This window comes from Vibrio bivalvicida, from assembly GCF_001399455.2.
Taxonomy (GTDB): domain Bacteria; phylum Pseudomonadota; class Gammaproteobacteria; order Enterobacterales; family Vibrionaceae; genus Vibrio; species Vibrio bivalvicida.
Window position 1 is genome coordinate 182,395 of sequence record NZ_LLEI02000021.1, and the last position, 21,418, is coordinate 203,812.

The 21,418-nt window shown below is 44.6% G+C and carries 16 protein-coding genes; 8 read left to right on the top strand and 8 right to left on the bottom strand.

From position 1 onward, the window contains the following. Nucleotides 1-4: 4 nt before the first annotated feature. The gene (locus tag APB76_RS06120; protein WP_054961107.1) at nucleotides 5-1,378 is read right to left on the bottom strand and encodes a nucleobase:cation symporter-2 family protein; all 1,374 of its coding nucleotides are present in this window, start codon (nucleotides 1,376-1,378) and stop codon (nucleotides 5-7) included. 348 nt (nucleotides 1,379-1,726) lie between these two features. On the opposite strand from APB76_RS06120, the gene APB76_RS06125 reads away from it, so the two are divergent. The 4 genes from APB76_RS06125 (at nucleotide 1,727) to APB76_RS06140 (ending at nucleotide 6,842) form a co-directional block, all read left to right on the top strand. Continuing rightward, a complete protein-coding gene (locus tag APB76_RS06125) occupies nucleotides 1,727-2,227 on the top strand; it encodes a hypothetical protein (RefSeq protein WP_054961106.1) in 501 nt (166 codons plus the stop codon). A gap of 4 nt (nucleotides 2,228-2,231) precedes the next feature. Beyond that, nucleotides 2,232-4,343 carry an ATP-binding protein gene (locus tag APB76_RS06130; RefSeq protein WP_054961105.1) on the top strand — a complete coding sequence of 704 codons (2,112 nt, stop codon included), beginning with the start codon at nucleotides 2,232-2,234 and terminating at the stop codon, nucleotides 4,341-4,343. Nucleotides 4,344-4,556: 213 nt separating this feature from the next. After that, the gene (locus tag APB76_RS06135; RefSeq protein ID WP_054961104.1) at nucleotides 4,557-6,092 is read left to right on the top strand and encodes a methyl-accepting chemotaxis protein; all 1,536 of its coding nucleotides are present in this window, start codon (nucleotides 4,557-4,559) and stop codon (nucleotides 6,090-6,092) included. A gap of 21 nt (nucleotides 6,093-6,113) precedes the next feature. Then, on the top strand, nucleotides 6,114-6,842 hold the full coding sequence (locus APB76_RS06140) for a transporter substrate-binding domain-containing protein (protein ID WP_049844652.1): 729 nt from the start codon (nucleotides 6,114-6,116) through the stop codon (nucleotides 6,840-6,842). A gap of 80 nt (nucleotides 6,843-6,922) precedes the next feature. On the opposite strand, the gene guaD is transcribed toward APB76_RS06140, so the two are convergent. The 5 genes from guaD to APB76_RS06165 all read right to left on the bottom strand — a co-directional run bounded on the left by guaD (nucleotide 6,923) and on the right by APB76_RS06165 (nucleotide 14,345). Then, nucleotides 6,923-8,260 (bottom strand): guanine deaminase, encoded by a 1,338-nt coding sequence (guaD, locus tag APB76_RS06145; RefSeq protein WP_054961103.1) that lies wholly within the window; start codon nucleotides 8,258-8,260, stop codon nucleotides 6,923-6,925. A gap of 41 nt (nucleotides 8,261-8,301) precedes the next feature. Next, the gene (xdhC, locus tag APB76_RS06150) at nucleotides 8,302-9,153 is read right to left on the bottom strand and encodes a xanthine dehydrogenase accessory protein XdhC (protein ID WP_054961102.1); all 852 of its coding nucleotides are present in this window, start codon (nucleotides 9,151-9,153) and stop codon (nucleotides 8,302-8,304) included. A gap of 169 nt (nucleotides 9,154-9,322) precedes the next feature. Next, nucleotides 9,323-11,707 (bottom strand): xanthine dehydrogenase molybdopterin binding subunit, encoded by a 2,385-nt coding sequence (gene xdhB / locus APB76_RS06155; RefSeq protein ID WP_054961101.1) that lies wholly within the window; start codon nucleotides 11,705-11,707, stop codon nucleotides 9,323-9,325. Beyond that, complete coding sequence (xdhA, locus tag APB76_RS06160; RefSeq protein WP_054961100.1) at nucleotides 11,700-13,145, bottom strand: xanthine dehydrogenase small subunit; 1,446 nt, start codon at nucleotides 13,143-13,145, stop codon at nucleotides 11,700-11,702. The genes xdhB and xdhA overlap by 8 nt, the downstream gene beginning before the upstream one ends. A gap of 468 nt (nucleotides 13,146-13,613) precedes the next feature. Further along, a complete protein-coding gene (locus APB76_RS06165) occupies nucleotides 13,614-14,345 on the bottom strand; it encodes a GntR family transcriptional regulator (protein WP_054961099.1) in 732 nt (243 codons plus the stop codon). Nucleotides 14,346-14,901: 556 nt separating this feature from the next. On the opposite strand from APB76_RS06165, the gene APB76_RS06170 reads away from it, so the two are divergent. Further along, nucleotides 14,902-16,725 (top strand): M4 family metallopeptidase, encoded by a 1,824-nt coding sequence (locus APB76_RS06170; protein ID WP_054961098.1) that lies wholly within the window; start codon nucleotides 14,902-14,904, stop codon nucleotides 16,723-16,725. Between the two features lie 141 nt (nucleotides 16,726-16,866). Continuing rightward, the gene (locus tag APB76_RS06175) at nucleotides 16,867-17,418 is read left to right on the top strand and encodes an AAA family ATPase (protein ID WP_054961097.1); all 552 of its coding nucleotides are present in this window, start codon (nucleotides 16,867-16,869) and stop codon (nucleotides 17,416-17,418) included. Nucleotides 17,419-17,422: 4 nt separating this feature from the next. On the opposite strand, the gene APB76_RS06180 is transcribed toward APB76_RS06175, so the two are convergent. Then, the gene (locus APB76_RS06180; protein ID WP_054961096.1) at nucleotides 17,423-18,328 is read right to left on the bottom strand and encodes a sterol desaturase family protein; all 906 of its coding nucleotides are present in this window, start codon (nucleotides 18,326-18,328) and stop codon (nucleotides 17,423-17,425) included. Nucleotides 18,329-18,350: 22 nt separating this feature from the next. Continuing rightward, complete coding sequence (locus APB76_RS06185; RefSeq protein WP_054961095.1) at nucleotides 18,351-19,364, bottom strand: DUF2804 domain-containing protein; 1,014 nt, start codon at nucleotides 19,362-19,364, stop codon at nucleotides 18,351-18,353. 164 nt (nucleotides 19,365-19,528) lie between these two features. Between APB76_RS06185 and APB76_RS06190 the strand changes: the two genes are divergently transcribed. Beyond that, entirely contained in the window at nucleotides 19,529-20,560 is a 1,032-nt protein-coding gene (locus tag APB76_RS06190; protein ID WP_054961226.1) for an AraC family transcriptional regulator, read from the top strand. 288 nt (nucleotides 20,561-20,848) lie between these two features. Further along, a complete protein-coding gene (locus tag APB76_RS06195; RefSeq protein WP_054961094.1) occupies nucleotides 20,849-21,370 on the top strand; it encodes a DUF2058 domain-containing protein in 522 nt (173 codons plus the stop codon). Nucleotides 21,371-21,418: the final 48 nt, after the last annotated feature.

Genomic DNA, 21,418 nt, shown 5'->3' on the forward strand with positions numbered 1-21,418 from the left:
TTGACTAACTATCTGCCAGAATCACTTCTTGGTCTTTTTCCTTTTTCTGGCGATCAAACACTGATAGCAGAGCTGTCATCGTTAAGGCTGTAATACCAGATAGTGTCACCGGAGAGCCAAAGATACTTTGTACCAGCTGCGGGGCATTGCTCAATAGATCAGGTACTAACATGACCCCTAAACCGAAACCAAATGATAAAGCAATTGTCATTATCTTCTGACGATTGAGAGTTTCGCAGGCGATGATCTTGATTCCCGCTGCCGCTACTGTACCGAACATAACTAATGTTGCTCCACCTAGCACTGGCTTTGGAATGGTCATCAATAGTGTGCCTAGCATGGGGAACAAGCCTAATAAGAACAATACCCCTGCAATGAAGTAACCGACATAACGACTCGCAATACCAGTTAAATGGATAACCCCATTGTTTTGGCTAAATGTAGTGTTAGGGAACGTATTGAAAGTAGCGGCAATCAGTGAGTTAACACCATCACCCAGAACGCCAGCTTTAAGGCGTTTTAAGTATTTCGGACCAGTCACTTCTTGCTTAGAGAACATGCAGTTTGCAGTGATGTCACCGGTCGATTCTATCGCTGTGATTAGGTAGATGAACGCGATTGGTATAAATACTTCCCAGTCGAAGCTGAAACCGTACTTGAAAGGTATAGGGATGCTTAGCATAGATTGATTGGAAAAATCGATAGGACTGACTTTTCCCATTAATGCTGCAGCAATCCAACCTACGATAAGGCCAACAAGAATGGACGAGAGACGAACCCAAGTATGACGGCTTAAGTTCATGATAACGATAGTCGTGAGTACTAAACCGCCTAACATCAAATTTTCAAGGCTAGCAAAATCTGGTGCGTTAAAGCCGCCAGCCAAGTCAGTTACCCCCACTTTAATTAGATAGATACCAATGGTTGTGATGACAATGCCTGTGACAATCGGTGTAATGACAGCTTTAAGTTTGTCGATGAGCTGAGAGAGAAATATCTCGATAAACGCGCCAACGAAACAGACACTGAAAATGACGGCCAGAATCTCTTCTGCACTTCCACCGCGCCCTTTGACCAAAAAGCCACCAGCCAGAATCGATCCTAGAAAAGCGAAACTGGTACCTTGAACACAAATAAGCCCTGCACCTATCGGACCAACTCGCCTTGCTTGAATAAAGGTGCCGATCCCTGACACCATCAGCGCCATACTGATCAGATAAGGAACATGTTCACCCAAGCCTAGCGCAGAGCCAATAATAAGCGTTGGAGTTATGATGCCTACAAAGCTTGCCAGTACGTGCTGAATAGCAGCCCACGCGGCTGCTTTTGGCGCGGGTTTATCATCAAGTGCATATATTAAGTCGGAAGTCTTTTCCATTGTGTTCTCCTTTGTATTTTTGCTTGTATACAATGACTGACCAGCTATTGAGCAATCTATGTGCCAAGAGGTTTATTTGTTTAGAAACAATGGGGTAGGCATATTTGGAGTGTTTCGTAAGTCTCTAACGCACTGATTAGGAACAATCTGCAGCATTATTGGTGCAGCGTAGATAGTGAGATCAAGATCATTGGTGAAAGTGATCGTTTAGGTAAAAGGAAGTAAATTGTCTTCGATTCAATGACATACCTTTGTTGATTTCCATCCCACTCTCGATCTTTGTCTATACTGACTTGATAGACCTAGATTACAGCGCTAATACTCAACTACCGGATGTTAGAGGCGATTATGCGAAGAGCTCTAATTATTGGTGCGATGAGCACTTTACTGTTTGTTAGCCAATATGTGTTGGCGATATCACCTCCAACCGAGGAGCCAATCCTTTGGATATCGGGTAATGTAAGCCAAACGAACTCTCCACAGGGCGTTGAGTTTGATGAAGCGATGATCTTTGGATTAGAGCAAGGGACTATTCATACCAATAATCATGTCGTCGCTGAAGTGGTCGAATATAAAGGCCCCAAATTAGCCAGCTTACTTGAATACGTGGGTGCTAAGGGTAAGCAGGTTCAAGTGATTGCGTGGGATGATTATGTTGTCACTATCTCGCTAGAGGACATTAAGAAGTATGGCATTCTACTCGCAACGCATGAGGCAGGGGTTAGAATGACTATTGATGACAAAGGCCCCTTGTTTGTTGTATTGCCTTTCACCGAGCACGCTGAACTTAGAAACGACTTTTACTATAGCCTGTCGGTGTGGCAGGTAAGAGAAATAGTTGTGGAATAGAGCAATGAGTTCCCGTCTTTTACCAAAGGGGCGCACCTTCATAGCCATTATTGCGAGTGTCTGCATTGTGCTGCTGATAATGGCTACCTATTTCTTCTACTCGTTAAGTGAAATTAGAAAAATATCCCCTCAACCCTATGTCACAATCGTGAATAACAATATTTCGGCAAAGTCCAAATTGTTGTTGTTGAAGGCCGAAATACTGAACTTCTCGATTCAACAAGATCCTCGCTCGTTGGCGCGACTAAAAATACAAGCGAGAGTACATAAAGCCAGCATCTTACAAGACCTACAAGCGCAGCGAACGCGAAATATACATGCTCAGTATGGTGACTTGGATGAGTTGGCAGAATTGGAAGAAAGAATTACTCAACTAGCGACGCAAATATCTGGTATTACGCTTAAAAACGAAGAGAACTTAGCAGACTTATTGAACGCGGTAGAAAAAACGTATTTTGACCTCAACAAGTACTTATCAAGTTTTGTCGCAGAAGTACAAAGGAATCAACTCGAGTTTACTCAGGACAAAGAAGATCTCTATGACCGTCTGTATTTGTACATGGTAGTGATTGTTGCCTGTTCAATCATTCTGGTCGGAGTGATTTCTTATATGTATCTGCACCAAATTAAACTTAGTCAAGACTTGACCGAACGCGGAGACAAACTGGAAGAAGCAAAAAAACTCGCTGAGCAACATGCAACGGCTAAAGCTCGCTTCCTTGCCAATATGTCTCATGAAATGCGGACTCCATTAAATGCGATTATCGGCTTAAGCCATAAAGAGTACTATGAAGCTACCGATGAGCAGACGCGTAACTTTTTGTCGATGATCAATAGCTCTGGTCAGCACCTACTCAAACTGATTAACAGTGTGCTCGATATCAGCAAAATAGAGCAAGGAAAGATGAAGCTGCAAATTGAATCTTTCTATTGCAGTGAGTTGATTGAGCTGTCTAAAACCATTTTTGTCGATATGAGTAAAACCGATGTCGAGATCTTTTTTTCTACAGAGCTGGATAAAGACTACAAGCTCATCGCAGATAAAACCAAGCTGCTGCAGTTGATCAATAACCTAAGTTATAACGCACTTAAGTTTACTGAGCGGGGTTATGTTGATGTCCGCCTTTCATTAGAGCGCTCACAACAAACGAGCTTCTTAATACTCAAAGTGTTAGATACTGGTATTGGCATGTCACGAGAGCAAATTGATAAAGTATTTGAAGAATTTACTCAAGCCGATGATTCAATCACAAGAAAATATGGCGGTACGGGCTTGGGGCTGTCTATTTGTCAGTCGTTGGTGAAGCTGATGAATGGAAGTATCGAGGTTGAAAGTGAGCTAGATAAAGGCACTGAGTTTAGCGTTGTAATTCCAGTTAAAGTGGAAGGGGAGAAAGCGATTCATTGTGCAACGAATCTCGAAAGCCGATTAAGAGTGGTTAGCGCAGACCTTCACGCCAAAGAGTTAATCAGTAATGAACTCAAACGCTTTGGCTTGTTTGATGAATCTGGCGAGGTGGCTGTTTACTACCAAAGTGGCGGCAGCGCGATAGATAACAATTTGCCAGCGGTTCATATTGATGACCAAATGAGCGTTATGATCACTGATTTAAATGCTTCAGTTCGCATTTCAGAAAAGCAGATAAAGCTGACCAAACCTTATGATATTTTCAGTCTGCTTAGTGCCTTAGGCAGCCGAAGTGTGATGGTAGAACAAACGGATATACCGTTAAAAAAGAGTTCTGGCTTATCTGCTTTGATCGTGGAAGATATGCGAGTTAATCAAATTGTCGCGCAGAAAATGTTGGAAACATTACAAGTAGAAACTATCACTGCAAACAATGGACAAGAGTGCCTAGATATCATTAAACAGCGCCATTTCGACATCATCTTCATGGATATTCAAATGCCAATTATGGATGGTATAGAAGCGTTAAAGAGAATCCGCCAAGATGATTTAGCGCCCGATACCGCAATCATTGCGCTGACGGCCAACACCTTCGATAAAGATGTACTGCATTATTTAGAGCTAGGTTTTAATGATGTTGTGCCTAAGCCTGTGCGTATGGACTTGGTGCAGCGTATTTTGGACAAGTACGCGTCTGCGCCAACTTAGGACTGACCTAAACCACTTCTGTGAAGATTAAAACGGTTGATCTGAAGTGTCGCTGTAGACATATTGATGCCAGTCTCTTGGTATTTCTTCATTACGGCAACGCCGCTATACACCCTAATAATTGTGATTTAATTCTAATTAATCGATTTGTTTGATAATTGATTAATCAGTTACTACTTTTTTATTAACTGTCGAAAAACTTGGGAGGCAGTTTTGAAAAAATTAAAAGTCGTATTTTTGGTGCAGGTCATTATCGCTTTGACCTTAGTGTTACTAGTATCGGCATTCATTAAGTATCAAAGTTTTAAAGACAATTTATTAGTCGAACTGCAACACTCCGTAGAGAACACGACTCAGCGGATGATGATCAGCTTGCCTAAAGCGGTGTGGGATTTTGATCTAGACTCTGCAACAGTCTCTATGTCTGCAGAGCTTAACTTACCAGAGATTTCTGCTATTCAGTTAATCGATAATGATGGTAATGATCTTTTGTTCTTAACTCAGACAATGTCGGGTGAAGAGCGAGAAACCGTTGTAGTAGAGAACAAGTCCCTATTTTCCGCTGAAAACGGTATCACAGAGAACCTAACATTTGTCGAATATGGGGAAGAAAACCCTGTAGGTAAGGTCACGGTCTATTTTGATACCCATGCTCTCGATGCCAAGCTTGCTGATTCATTAAAAACCAACATTATCGAGCTGATTATACTCGATATCATTCTGTCTATCGTGATTGTCGTTGCCTTGTCTATGACGGTTATTCGCCCTATTTCCGATCTTACGGAGGTGATTAAAGATCTAGCCTCTGGTGATGGTGACCTGACCAACAAATTAGCCCCCGCCAAGTATCGAGAATTTGCGGAAATTACCGATGGGATAAACAGTTTTACAGAATCACTTCGGGTGATTGTACAAGATGTGAATCAGTCCTCAGACAACCTTAAGGACAAGGCGCAAGCCAATGGAGCAACCGCTAAAGCAAATGCTGAAAAACTGGAGATGCAAAAGCATCAGCTCACGACAGTTGCAGCAGCTGCTACGGAGTTAAATCAATCGGTCTCTACCGTTGCTGATACGGCTTCAGAGACAGCGCAACAGGCTCATACAGCGACCTCCCTCGCTTCAAATGTTAATGATGCGATTGAAAGTTCTGCCAGCGATATCATCAACATGCGAGAAGAGATGAATCATGTAAATGCGGAAATGCATATTTTGATTGATGAAGGGGAAAAAATTACCACGGTTCTCAACGTTATTAATGATATTTCTGAGCAGACCAATCTATTGGCGCTCAATGCTGCCATCGAAGCAGCAAGGGCTGGTGAACAAGGGCGAGGCTTCGCTGTTGTCGCCGATGAAGTACGCAATCTGGCAGTGAAAACCAGTGAGTCGACCGAACAGATCCAAAAAAACATTTCTGCATTAGGTGCAGCAACTAAATCGGTTGAAGATGAGCTTACACGGATTGCAACATTACTAGAAAAGACGGCTACTCGGGTGAGTGAATCGCAAAGCTCTGTGAGTGAGGTGCAAAGCCTGATTACAATCATTTCAGATAGAAGTGGGCAAATATCTCAAGCGACTGACGAACAACGTATGGCAGTGGAAGAAATCAGTCAGGCGATTGTTGAGGCATCGGAGGCTACCAATGATGTTTCTTCGGGCGCGACTAAGAATGCAGAAAGGACAGAAGAAGTATTGAGCTTAAGTCAAAGTATTGCCAATCATATGGCTAAGTTCCGTACCTAAGATATAAACAGAGGACATGTTATGAGAAATCTCATCTTATTAGTGGTTAGCACATTATTATCTTTTGCTGTTAATGCAGCGGTGGTAACGGCTGCGCAAGACCCTTGGGCCCCATTTGTTCAAAAGGATAAAGCCAATCCAGGAGTATCGGTTGAAATCATTACCGAAGCCTTTAAATCTCAGGGCCATAGCGTAGATTTTAAAATCATGCCTTGGACTCGAGCGCTCAATGAAGTCAAAAGTGGCAAGGTTGACGTCTTGGTTGCGACATGGTTTACCAATGAACGTACCTCATTCTTGAAGTACAGCGAGCCCTACTTAGAAAACTCTCTAAAATTTATCATGCGTAAGGGCGAAGGATTCGAGTACAACGGTTTGGACAGTTTATCAGGCAAAACTGTGGGAATTATTCGCAATTATGGCTATGGTGATGAGTTTTTAGCAGCGACTAACTTTAAAAAACCTGAAGCTAATGACTTGGTCGCTAATGCCAAAAAGTTGATGGCAAAACGTGTGGATTTGACCCTAGAAGATGAACTCGTTGCTAAATCCACCTTATCTGGCGCAGGTATGAACTTAGACGATTTTGATTTCACCAACAATGCCTTGTCAGTTAACCCGCTGCACGTTACTTCGGGTTTAGCAAACCCAAATCATGCAGAGTACATTGAGGCGTTTAATAAAGGGCTAGCCGAGATAAAAGCCAACGGTACGTTTGACAAGATATTAGCTAAGTACGGCATTAAATAGAGATACCTGCTTGGCTAATAAAAACGCTCCCATCAACCGGGAGCGTTTTCTATTTGGAGCGATATTAGTTTGCTTCCACTTTAGCTAGCGAACTTCTTTCCGTCTATCTGCCCTTTGGCATCATACGCTTTCTCACCGTAGATAAAGGTTTCGCACACTGTTCTATCGTCCCCTAAGCTCATCAGGACGAACAGTTTCTCTTCAAGGGTCGTTGCTTGGTTCATTCGGAAACGCATTAATTGAGTTGCATGTAGGTCGAGGACGACAAAGTCGGCTTCTTTACCCACTTCAAGGTTGCCTATCTTGTCCTCCAAGTGGAGTGAACGAGCACCGCCTAATGTTGCGAGGAAGAGAGACTTAAGTGGATGCAGTTTCTCTTGTTGAAGCTGCATTATCTTATACGCTTCACTCATGGTCTGAAGAATCGAGAAGCTGGTTCCGGCTCCGACGTCAGTTCCCATCCCGACTCTTACGCCATGCTCTTCTAGTTTAGGTAGTTTAAACAGGCCCGAACCTAAGAAAAGGTTAGACGTAGGGCAAAAAGCGATGGCTGATTCCGTGTCGGCAAGGCGCTGGCACTCACAATCAGACAGGTGTATCCCATGCGCGAATACCGAGCGCTTGTGCAGTAAACCATAGTGGTCATAGACATCGAGATAAGAATCTCGTTCAGGGAATAGGTCCAGTACCCATTCGATCTCTTTCTTGTTCTCTGAAAGATGAGTGTGCATATACACATCTGGGTACTCTTCGAGCAGGTTACCCACAGTGGCTAGCTGTTCAGGTGTGCTAGTGGGAGCAAATCGAGGAGTAACAGCATAAAGCAGTCGCCCGCGATTGTGCCATTTTTCAATCAGTTCTTTTGATGCTTCATATCCAGATTCGGGCGTATCGGTTAGGTAGTCAGGCGCGTTTCTATCCATCAATACCTTGCCTGCAATCATGCGTAGGTTACGACGTTCCGCTTCACCAAAAAATACGTCTACCGACTCTTTATGTACCGTACCAAATACGAGGGCTGTAGTAGTCCCGTTGCTTGCCAGTTCATCAAAAAACAACTTAGCGACCTTGAGTGCGTAAATTGGATTCTTAAAACGGCGCTCTTCTGGGAAGGTGTAGTTTTCTAGCCAGTCGAGCAGTTGTTCACCGTATGAAGCGATCATACCCGTTTGCGGGTAGTGAATATGGGTATCGATAAACCCAGAGGTAATCAGCTTGTCTTCGTACTCGGTAATATTGAGGTCTTTGGGTTGGCGAGCGAGCACTTCTTCGGTTTCACCAATATCTACAATATGCCCGTCTTCGACAACGATGATACCGTCATCAAAGAATTGATATGAATTGTCCAGTCCGACATCTTTCGGATCCGCGATACTGTGCAAAATTGCTGCACGATAAGCGTTGCGTTGCGTTGTCATTTTTACTTCCTTTTTCAACCCAAATTAAACGGCTGATTGGGTTAGGCGATTTTCTCTTCCAGTGGCGAATCGCTCATATGATTACTTTTACTGTGTGCCGTAGGGCGCTTTTCTTCAAGTGGAATGCCCTGATAGTGTGCGATTAGTTCACCTGCAACCGATACCGCGATTTCTGCCGGATGCTTGCCATTCACCATGCTGACGCCAATGGGGCAAATCATAGTGTTGATCTGTGCATCACTGTAACCACGCTGGGCTAAGCGCATATCAAATTTCTTGCGTTTAGTCAGTGAACCAATCATGCCGAAATAGACGCTGTCGTCTCGGTCAATAATGGCTCTAGTCAGTTCAAAATCGAGTTGATGATTGTGAGTCATGACTAAGTAGTAACTGTTCGGTGGCAAATCTCGTACCTCCGCTACCGGATCATCGGTGACTAACTTAGTCACATTGCGTGGCAGTTCTTCAGGGAAAACATCATCACGCTCATCAATCCAAGTCACTCGGAAAGGAAGAGTTGAGACGATATGTAAAAGGGCTTTGGCGACATGGCCTGCTCCAAACACAACCAGATGTTTTTGCGCGGTGCCAATAGGTTCAAAGCTCAGTGTTGCCATTCCGCCACAACACTGGCCCAGGCGGGCACCAAGATTAAAGCGTTCTACTTTGAGTGAGCGTTCACCTGCGATCAGCATCTCTCGAGCCATTTTGGTCGCGACATGCTCAAGATGACCACCACCTATAGTGGCAATTAACCTGTCACGTGTGACAAGCATTTTGGTGCCTGCATCCCTTGGCACAGAGCCTCGGTCTTCCAATACAGTCACCATCACGCACGGTTCGCTGTTTTTCTCTAGTTGTGCCAGTTCATGAATCCAATTGTCCTTAAACATACGTCTCTCCTTGAACTATTTATCTTGTCGTCATTCTCGGCAACAAGGACTCTTTAACCATTGTCATCCTCAAGATCGAGGAACGGGAGAGTAGGGGATCTCTTATAGATAGTGCTGATTTTAAGAGATTCCCTACTCCTTCCTTCGTCAGTCGATGGAATGACGTTGGTTAGGCTTTCTCTGCTTGCTCTGGTGCCGTTTGTGGCTGGCTCACTTTCGCAATTGCCATCAATACCCGTTCTGGTGTTGCTGGTGTATCCAACTTAGGAACCGCTCCCTCGACGGCGATAGAGGCAATCGCATCTTTCAATGCACTCCAAACAGACATACCTAACATGAACGGCGGCTCACCGACGGCTTTTGAATTAAATACCGTATCTTCTGGGTTCGCTCGGTTTTCCAGCAAGTGGGTATGGAACTCAATTGGCATATCTGCAATCGCCGGGATCTTGTAGCTTGCAGGGCCATTGGTCATTAAGCGGCCTTGCTCATTCCAGATTAACTCTTCGGTGGTTAACCAACCGACACCTTGTAGGAAACCGCCTTCAATCTGACCGATATCAATGGCAGGGTTTAGCGAAGCACCTACATCATGCAGAATGTCTGCGCGTAGGATCTTGTACTCACCCGTTAAGGTATCAACGATCACTTCCGAGCAAGAGGCTCCGTAAGCAAAGTAGTAGAATGGGCGACCGCGAGCTTTTTCATGATCGTAGTAGATCTTCGGAGTACGGTAGAAGCCTGTGCTCGATAGCGATACTTGGTTGAAGTAAGCCAATTGAACAAAGGATTCGAAGGTCATGATTTCATCACGGATCATGATCATACCGTTTTTGAATACCACCTCTTCTGGCGTTACCTTAAAGTGACTAGAAGCGAAATCAATCAAGCGCTGCTTAATGGTTAGTGCGGCATTTTGCGCGGCTTTACCATTGAGGTCGGCGCCCGATGAGGCTGCTGTTGGCGATGTGTTCGGTACTTTGTCGGTATTGGTAGCGGTGATTTGGATACGTTCAACATCAACTTGGAACTCCTGTGCAACAATTTGTGCCACTTTGATATTCAAGCCTTGTCCCATCTCTGTCCCACCGTGATTCAAATGAATACTGCCATCGGTGTAGATGTGAATGAGCGCGCCAGCCTGATTGAGGAAAGTCGCCGTGAACGAGATACCAAATTTCACTGGAGTGATCGCCAAGCCTTTCTTCAAGATAGGGCTCTGCTTGTTGAACTCGGCAATCGCTTTACGGCGAGCGTGGTAGTCACTGCTTTGTTCTAGCTGCTCTGTGATCTCTGGTAAGAAGTTATCTTCAACCTTTTGGTAGTAGTGAGTGACGTCACGTCCTTCCCCACCGTAGTAGTTGGCTTTGCGTACTTCGAGTGGGTCTTTGCCTAAGTAGCGGGCAATTTCATCCATGATGTGTTCAATGGTCATCATACCTTGCGGGCCACCAAAACCACGATAGGCCGTATTTGAGGCAGTATTGGTTTTACAGCGATGGCCTGTGACCGTTGCATCACCTAGGTAGTAGGCGTTGTCTGAGTGAAACATTGCGCGGTCAACAATCGAGCTCGATAGATCTGGTGAGTAACCACAGTTACCTGCAACGATGATCTCTGAGCCTTGAATGACGCCATTATCATCAAAACCAATTTTATATTGGTTGTAGAATGGGTGACGCTTGCCCGTCATGGTCATATCTTCTGCACGTGGTAGACGCATCTTAGTTGGCCGCTTGGTGAGATGGGCAATCACAGCCGCCATACATGCTGGCGCTGCTGCTTGGGTTTCTTTGCCACCAAAACCACCACCCATACGGCGCATGTCAATCACGACTTTGTGCATAGGTACGCCAAGAACTTCAGCAACTAGCTTTTGTACTTCAGTTGGGTTTTGCGTTGAGGTGTATACGATCATACCGCCATCTTCGGTCGGCATAACGCTACTAACCTGAGTTTCAAGGTAGAAATGCTCTTGACCGCCAATCTCTAAATCACCTTCAATGATGTGTTTAGCATTAGCAAGTGCTGCTGCCGAGTCACCACGTTTTTGCTGGTGGCTTTCAGTCACAAATAGCTCTTTTTCTAGTGCTTCTTTGACATCCAGAACCGGTGGCAGTGCTTCATACTCAACAATGGCGGCTTGCGCGGCTTTGCGCGCGGTTTCCATGTCGTTCGCCGCAACTGCTAGTACAGGTTGTCCATAATATTGTACGAGCCCATCAGCAAGCAGTGGATCACCGGGTAGTATGGCGCCGATATCAAGTTGCCCAGGTATGTCTTCATGGGTAATGGCAATTGCCACGCCTTCGAATTCATAACATGGAGACACATCAAGCTTGGTAATTTTCGCATGAGCCTGGGTACTCAAACGGGCATACACATGCAGTTGATTTGGGAATTCAAGGCGGTCATCAATATAGACCGCTTCACCGGTTACCTGCTTTGGGGCGCTGTCGTGTTTTACGCTTTTACCAACGCCAGTTTTGAGATCCTGCTTTACGATGGCGACCATCTCGTCATGAGATAGGGTCTGATGGTGTGCGTTAGACATAAGACGTTACCCTCGTTTCAATCTGGTTGTTTTGATGGTTCTGCTCGATAAAGAAACGGCGCAGCATGTTAGCGGCGGTCATAGAGCGATACTCTTTGCTGGCGCGGAAGTCAGACAGCGGCTCAAAATCGCTGTATATCTCTTTCATTGCTTTATCGATAGTCTCTTGTGTCCAGCTTTGACCAATTAAGGCTGCTTCACAGTTCGAAGCGCGTTTTGGTGTTGCTGCCATTCCACCAAAGGCAATACGAGCGTCTATTACTTTGTTGTCTTCGATCTGGATATTGAACGCCCCACATACTGCTGATATATCGTCATCTAAGCGCTTAGAAAGTTTGTATGCACGGAAAGTGTCATTGCTCTTCGGTTTAGGAATAATGACTTGTTCAATAAACTCACTTTCTTGCTGAGCTGTCACCTTGTAGCTGATGAAGTAATCTTCAATCGGAAGGATTCTTGATTGCTTACCACGGCGCAGTTTAACCTGAGCATTGAGGGCGATAAGAAGTGGTGGCGCGTCTCCGATTGGTGAAGCGTTACCAATATTGCCGCCAAGCGTACCTTGGTTGCGTACTTGCAGTGATGCGAAGCGATGTAGCAGTTCGCCGAAATCAGAGTAGTGGTGGGTCAGCAGTTGGTAAGCATCGCTAATCGCCACGTTGGCACCAATGTGTAGGGCATCTTCGCTCTCTGCGCAGACCTTCATGTCTTTAACAAGGTTGACGTTGATTAGTGTTTCGATTTCTCGGTGAAATTGAGTCACTTCTAGCGCCAAGTCGGTACCGCCAGCAACCAATTTTGCCTTAGGATTTGCAGCGTAAATTTCTGCTAGCTCATCGACGCTACGCGGAAGGTACGCGGTCAAGTTTCCATGACTTAAGCTAGCTGGTTGTTCTTGCAAGGTTTGTAGTCTCGCGACAGTTTTCTTCTCAAGCTCAACAAACTGATCCATTAGTGGCTCGTTTGAAACCAGTGACAAGGCAGCATCTACGATAGGGCGATAACCCGTACAGCGACATAGATTGCCAGCCAGTGATTCCATGACATCTTCTTTGTTCGCTGCTGGTTTGTTCTTACTTAGAGCGAACATGGACATGATAAAGCCCGGAGTACAGTAACCACATTGAGAACCATGAAAGTCCACCATGGCTTGCTGTGTTGGGTGCAGTTTGTTCTTGTTCTGCAAGTCTTCGACGGTAATAAGCTGCTTACCATGAAGGCTAGAGACGAACGTCAAACAAGAGTTAACAGAGCGGTACTGAAGTTTTCCTTCGATGACTTCACCCAGTACAACGGTACAGGCTCCACAGTCACCTGAACCACATCCTTCTTTAGTACCGGTTTTTTGTACATGTGTTCTCAGGTACTGAAGCACTGTCATGTTAGGTGACAGCTCACTTTCTTGTTTGAGTTCTTGATTGAGTAGGAAAGTAATCAAGAGACCTCCTTGTGCATTGACACTACTGTTCTGATGTTGTTTTCTGACCTTGTGGTCAATAATTGGATAATTTGACCATAAGGTCAACTTTATTTTTACAAAAATGCAACACAAAAAAAGTGCGTTTTAGGCGCTTCCAAATAGAGGTGTTTTCGCTAAGTTTATGATTATTAGGATAAATGTACGTAATCTTTGAGTGGGAAATCTTTACGTAAAGAAAATTAATATTGTGTTTTTTATTGTGTACAATCTGCGAGATGAGAGATGAGAGATGAGAGATGAGAGATGAGAGATGAGAGATGAGAGATGCGGGATGGAAGCACTGTCATCCTCAAGAAGGAGGGAGGAGTGAGTTGGGGAGCTCTTGCAGCGAGTATTGAGGGAGAGAAATTCCCAACACCTTATTAAACTAGCGTTGGGATTTTGGCTTTTTTTGGTAGCGCAGCGGTCTCGCATCTCACCACTCTATCAACGTCCTTTAATCAAATCAGAGAACACAACGTGCAGATCGTTGGAAGCGGCGCCACTGTCTAAATTGAGCTTGGAACGAATATGATCGATATGCACTCGCATTAGCTCGACGGCCGGCTCGGTCTTACCGGCTTCAATGGCATCAAGTAACACCGTATGTTCATCTAAAGAACAGTTAGCATGGTTGCCTGTTTCGTACTGGGCGATAAGCAGTGACGTTTGAGAAACTAAGCTACGTTGGAAGGCAAGCAATGGAGCGTTGTTTGCTATCTCGGCTAGCTTAATATGGAACTCACCTGATAAACGTAGCCCTTTACCATAATCACCATTATCGAAAGCTTGATTTTCTTTCTCAACCAATCGACGACACTCGTCAATCTCGGCGGGTGTTGCGTGCTCAACGGCCAACTCAGTAATCGCAAGCTCCATAACTTCACGCGCTTTAATGATTTGCTTAGCCTCTTCCTTAGTTGGCGCTGCGACCATAGCCCCACGGTTTGGACGAATACTGACAACCTGCTCCATAGAGAGTCTAAGCAGAGCGCGGCGAATGATGGTTCGGCTCACACTAAAGATTTCGGCTAAGGCTTCTTCATTGAGTTTCGTTGCTGGTGGAAGGCGTTGTTCCAGAATTGCATCGAAAATGTGGCAGTAAACGACATCATCTTGGGTCTGACCCGCGACTTTAGTCTTGATATTTTTTGCCACAGAATTTTTTAGATTTGCCATAGGCGGCGTTCACTCTTAAACCATTTATTTCCTTTATAAAACAATCATACTTTACTTTGTATACATGTGGCTAGAGTAGGGCTTATTTTGCGACTTTGAACGCATGCTAGAGCCAGTCGATTTTACAATATTTTAACTCTAGTACTTGTTCCACTTCAGATTCAATTGAGTTGGGTATTTCACGAGTTCATCAAATGTTATCAGTTAGGTTATGAATTACAGGGAGCTGGACTGTAAATGATGAAAATGCACATAAAACTTTAGGCGTAAGTCACGTGCTTCTTGCTGATAATTTTGTGTGAATAAATCGGCGCACACATTTGTCATTAGTCGTAACTCATTGTTTCTTTGTGGATCAATTATTTCCTCCAGTTATCTAATCAATGTTATTGATTAGTTTGCGTAAACTGTGTGTGACGTAAAGTGAAAATTAATTTTGTCGCGAACTTGCAGATTTCTGTTGTGATCTTCCATGGTTAATGCGCGATTTATCGCTAAATACTTCCTATCTAGCGGTTGGGAAGAGGGAATTTCTACAAAATCACAGGAAAGAATAATGAACCAACAACGTCAATTAAGCTGGATGATCGCTGCTATCATGGGCACATCACTAAGTTGGGCTGCAAATGCGGCAGAAATGGTGCAAGTCAAAGACGATGCACTGCTACAGCAGACTCTACAAGCTCAGTCGAACAGCGTCGCTCCAGTGGAGACAGGTTTCGTTGAAGTAAAACGTGTCGTATTGCCAAATGGGAAAACCAAAGTCCGTTATCAGCAAACGCATTTAGGGTTACCTGTATTTGATACCTCAGTGGTTGCGACGGTTTCCAAAGATCAGCCGAGCCAAGTGTTTGGTATGATGGCACAAGGTATTGGTGCCGATCTTGCAACGATCAGTCCAACTCTTGATGAGAAGCAAGCGGTTGCTGCTGCGGTTTCAGCCTATCAAGGTCATTCTGTTGCAAAGCTAAATGTTGAAAACGAAAATGTTAAGCTAATGGTGCGTTTGGATGAGTCTCAAACCGCACAAGTGGTATACCTGGTGGATTTCTTTGTCGCGGCAGAGGAACCTGCTCGCCCTTTCTACTTTATTGATGCGATGACAGGTCAGGTACTTAAGCATTGGGACGGCTTAAACCACGCTGAAGCAACTGGTACTGGACCGGGTGGTAATTTAAAAACCAACCGTTATGATTATGGCAAAGACTTTCCAGGTTTTGCTATCGATAAAACGGGCACTAAGTGTAAACTTGAAAATGCAGCGGTTAAAACCATCGATTTGAACCACGGGACATCTGGCAGTCAAGCGTACACATACGACTGTACTGATGGAACAAACTTCACCGACCACAAGTACATAAATGGTGCTTATTCTCCCCTAAACGATGCGCACTATTTTGGCAACGTTGTATTCGATATGTACAAGGAGTGGATGAACACCGCGCCACTGACGTTCCAGTTAACCATGCGCGTGCACTATAGCTCTGGGTATGAAAATGCGTTCTGGAACGGTTCTTCGATGACATTTGGTGATGGCAAAAACACCTTTTATCCGCTTGTCGATATTAACGTAAGTGCACACGAAGTGAGTCATGGCTTTACTGAGCAAAACTCTGGTTTAGTTTACGAAAACATGTCTGGAGGTATGAACGAAGCATTCTCTGACATCGCAGGTGAAGCAGCAGAGTACTACATGCGTGGTAACGTGGACTGGATCGTCGGTGCAGATATCTTTAAATCTGAAGGTGGGCTGCGTTATTTCGAGCAGCCTTCAAAAGACGGGCGCTCAATTGACCACGCATCTCAATACTACGATGGTCTAAATGTTCACTACTCAAGTGGTGTATTTAACCGTGCTTTCTATTTGTTATCGAACAAGAGTGGCTGGAATGTACGCAAAGGTTTTGAAGTCTTTACCGTAGCCAACCAACTTTATTGGACTGCAAACAGTACCTTCGATCAAGGTGCGTGTGGTGTAGCAAAAGCTGCTGCTGATATGGGTTACAATGTAGATGATGTCAAGGCAGCATTTACTACAGTTGGAGTTGATGCAGGCTGTGGTGTTACTCCTCCAGGAGGCGATGTTCTTAAGAAAGGTGAGCCTATCGCTAATCTAAGTGGCAACCGTTCGGCGCAAGATTTTTACACCTTCACGGTAGACGCTGCATCAAATGTGGTTGTTTCTATCTCAGGTGGTTCAGGTGATGCTGACTTGTATGTCAAAGCAGGCAGCAAGCCAACGACCAGCAGCTACGATTGTCGTCCATACCGCAACGGCAATAGTGAGCAATGTAGTGTATCAGCACAAAAAGGCGTGACTTACCATGTGATGCTGCGCGGTTACACAAACTACTCTGGCGTGACACTAAGACTTGATTAAACTTACGATCTTAGACATATGACTTAGGGCATCTTCGGATGCCCTTTTTAGTCTGGTGCTATTCGCAACATTTCTCTTGATTGAATGCACAACTTGTGGTCTACTCTCGCCCCTTTTTTAGCTAGTATACAAGGAGTTACAATGCATAAAGTGAATGTTGTAGGGACAAGTGGTAGTGGAAAATCAACCTTTAGTGCTCAGCTAGCAAGTGCTCTTGATTGTGAGCATATCGAGATGGATCGCTTGTTCTGGAAGCCTGATTGGCAGGAGGCCCCAGACCTAGAGTTCTTTGCCAAGATTCGCAATGCATTGAAAGGCTCAAGTTGGGTGCTCGATGGCAACTACAACCGTACACGGAAAGTGAAATGGGAGAACGTCGATACCGTTATTTGGGTAGATTATTCTCTCCCACGGACTTTGTATCAGGCGATAAGCCGAGCGATACAGCGAAGTCTCACAGGCAAAGAGCTTTGGCCGGGAACAGGGAATCGAGAATCTCTTGCTAAGTCTTTTCTTAGTCGTGATTCGATAATCCTCTGGACGCTAAAGACTTACCGCAGCAACCAAAAGCGTTACCTAGCAGACATGATCAACCCAGATTATCAGCATATTCGGTTTGTTCGCTTGCGTAGCCCTAAACAAGCACGGCAGTTACTTGAAGGCTTGCGCAAAGAGCACAGTGTCGACGGTTAGTCTGTTACTGATTGGCTTCTTCTATAGGCTGTTTTGAATCCTTTGTTTCAATAGCCACGGGTTTATCAGTGGGAGGTGCAATCAAGATCATCAGCCTCTGTCTTAATGACATATGCTTGTTGCGCGCATCATGGAACATATCTCGCCATTCGGAGAAGGTGACCGTCAGCGGATTGTAGCTGTCGATAGGCTTAGTGATCCCATAGCGGACGGTTTCCACTTCAGGTTCAAACGTACCGAACAGTTTGTCCCATATGATCAAAACACCCGCGTAGTTCTTATCGATATACTGTGGATTACGTCCATGATGGACTCGATGATGCGAGGGTGTGTTAAAAATGAGCTCGAGCTTACCCAGAGAGCGAATCCACTGAGTGTGGACGAAAAACTGTAGCCCCAAATTTAGCAGCACGGCGAAGACAACCCATTTCGGCTCAAAACCTATGATGACCAAAGGAACCCAAAACAGCCACATGCCAGCAATAGGGTACATTAAGCTTTGGCGAAATGCGGTGCTAAAGTTCATTCTTTCCGAGCTATGATGCGCGACATGAGCCGCCCACATCCAACGGATACGGTGGCTAGCGCGATGAAACCAGTAGTAGCAGAAATCTTGTAAGATCAGCAAGGCAACAAAGGACATTACGTTCATTTCAATTTGCAGTAGCTTCCAACCAAATAGCCACAAATAAAGTTTTACGATAACTAGACCAGTAAGAAGGTCGGCTAGCTGATGCATTCCTGCTAAAGAGAAATTACATAGCACTTCGGGCAGTTTGTAGGCGGAGTTTTTAGGCAGCCTTCCTCCTCTTTGGCCTATGATATATTCTGCCACCATCAAACCAATAAATAGCGGAGCGAGCAGCATGAGTAACCATTCAGGATGGTCAATAATTGTTTGAAATTCCATATATTGTCTCCATCAAAGAAGGTTACCATTTGGCATAGTGATCTTCTGTTAGCCCCAATACGTTATTGAACGGATGTTTTTGTCCATTTCCGTCGATAATAAAACCATCAAAACGGCCAATAAACTGACGAAAATTGCTTTTAAGCACCAACAGATTGAGCTTTTCACTGCGTTTATTGAGGGGTTTAAAGCTAAGTTCTACTCGTCCATCGTCGGAATATATGTGCCAATCTTGCTCAACATGGTCGCGATCAAGCGTAAAATGGACTGGATTGAGCAAGTGTCGTTGGCCATTGACCCAAAGTGCATTCTCGCAGCTGCCGGTTTCATTAACCCCTGCGGCTAGGTTCAACCCAAGCAAGGTGTTTTCATCACGGGTATTGATGCTCGCCCAGCGCCAACTCGTTTCACGGCGCATATACCCCGCTGAAAAGTCATAACTGGCGAGTGCACTGTTTAGATCTACGCTATTGCCAGCGATTTCTAGCTTGCCAGTCACGGTAAGTGCGTTGTGCTTTTGAGTGTAAGTCCAGCCGGAATAGGCCGTAGGCGTGCATACGGAAAGCGGTAAACTATTGGCTGGAGCATGTAAAATAATATCGAGCTTCAGATTGTTGCTCATCGCTTTAGCACGCCACTGGCCTTTGGTTAATTCAAACTGCAGCTTAGCTCGCGCGAACTGTGTCACACCAGAGTAGGGCGATTCGGTCATTTGTTTATCAAACGACAGTGGTCTTAACCAGCTTTGTTCGCTTAGCGAGTCGCTTTCGGTGTCGTAGATATAGCAAAAAGACGAACCAAGGTAGCGTATATCTGCGATGGCGAATCCTATGATGTATCTTGCCGTTTTCAGGCTGACAAACTGAAACTGCTTGTAGTGGAAATGCTTGGCAAGCTTGCTTGCAGGTTTGTCCATACTATTTCGATAGTCAAAACACGTTGCATTGAGCTGTTTAGGCGTACCATCAAAATGACCATAGGTGGGTTTGCCTTCTGACGATACAAGGCTCTCTGGAGCACATTGGGTAGAGATCATAGCTTTGATTTACAAATAATTAACACTTGGCTTAGCTTGAGCCATTTTGAAGTGATTAATCAGGTCACTTTCGGACATAAAGTCACCTACGATCACGAAAGTAAACTCATAATGTCAGTATGCTAGAAACACCAAATAGCCATCAACCCTCAAATAACCTAGTTATGAAAATTGTCGCTGAGTATCTACCTACAGACCACCGTCACCAGTTAGGCGTAATGGACATTGCCTTGCTGCTAAAAGCGGTGGAAGGATTTGGAGTCAAGACCATTCCCATATTAGAGGAACTAGGCTTAGTTCACTTAGATTGGCAAAGCGAAAAAACGCAGTTGACCTATGCGGATAAGTTGATGTTGTTTCGCCATGTGTCTCAGCAGTTTCACGACGTAGGGCTGGGTTTATTGATTGGAGAAAGGGCCAACTTGAGCCATTTTGGTCTTTTAGGTTATGCCATCTTAAGTAGCCGTACTTTAGAAGAAGCGATCAAAACGGGCTTTAAATATCTCAACCTAAATGGTCCGGTATTTGCTGTAAAAGTGACAATAGATGACGATATAGCGTCTATCGTATTGGAAAATACGCTCGAAATTGGTGAACTTCTGCCTTTCTGTAGCGAGTATTTTTTTAGTGCGTTAGTGTCTATGTTCGAGGAGCTAACAGGGGAAAGACTCGCGATTACTCGCCTCTGTTTACCTTATCGAACTCCTGCTTATAGTTCGAAGTATTGTGAACGATTTGACTGTGTGGTCGAGTTTGAAGCGCCTAGTCTAAGTTTGAGCTTTTGTTCGTCGCTATTGTCTCTGCCGCTTAAAACATATAACGCCGACATGTTGAGCAATTGCCTTCAGTCCTGTGATTCAGTGATGGTAGCCTTGCAATCGCCGTATTTACTGACCAACCAGATCAAAACGATTTTGTATCAGAGTGCAGGTGTGTTTCCATCGATTGAAGCGCTTGCAATGCAGTTTGGCTGTTCTTCACGCACGTTAAGAAGAAAGCTTGGACAGGATGGGACGAGCTACCAGAAATTGCTTGGCGAAGTGCGTAGTGACGTTGCCAAAGAGTTTCTGCTCCGGACCGAATTGACCATCGAAGAAATTGCATTTCGTTTGGGATACAGTGATACCGCCAATTTCAGAAGGGGGTTTAAACGCTGGACAGGAATTACGCCCCAGCGATTTCGAGGGTCTCAGTGAAAGCCTGCCATTTTTGATTTGACAGGCTTTATTTAGCAGGTTTATCGCCGATGATGTTACGAATAGCGCTCAGAACTACCTGATGTGCCATATCTAAAGGTATGTCGAGTACCGCTAGAACTGCGAGAAGCGAACCAAAACCGGCAAATTCAGTTGTTTCTGTTTTAGCTTAGAGACGATGATTTTCTATTCCTTTCAACTGGGAATTTTATGAAGGATGAAGTCTTTATTTGACTGCATTGAATCGTTAAAATAGACGCAAATTGATGACTTACTTGTGGAAGAACAATGGCAAAACTGACACTTCAAGAGCAAATGCTTAAAGCAGGATTAGTGAACGAGAAGAAACTGAAGAAAGCAAAGAAGGGCTCGAAGAAATCTCGTGTACAAGCGCGCGAAGTTAAAGCAGCAGTGGAAGAGAGCAAACGCCAACAACAAGAGCGCGATAAAGCACTGAGCGAAGAGCAGAAAGAGCAACGTCTATCCAAAGAGATTAAAGCGCAAATCAAGCAACTGATTGAGATGAACAAACTTGATCAGAAAGATGGCGAAATCAAATACAACTTTACCGATGGTACGCTTGTTAAAGCAATCTACGTAGAGCAATTGATCCGCGACCAACTTGCAAAAGGCATTTTGTCGATTGCGCGCGCCGATGATACTTATGTGGTTATTCCAAGTAGCGTAGCGAATAAAATTGGGATGCGTGACGAGAGCGTAATCATCGAACAAAATGCACCAGCGGAAGATATCTCTGCAGAGGATGACCCATACGCAGATTTTGTCGTGCCAGATGATTTGATGTGGTAATCGGTTTTAACGTTAGCTCTACTTTGGTAGGGCTTTTTGTTGGTTGCT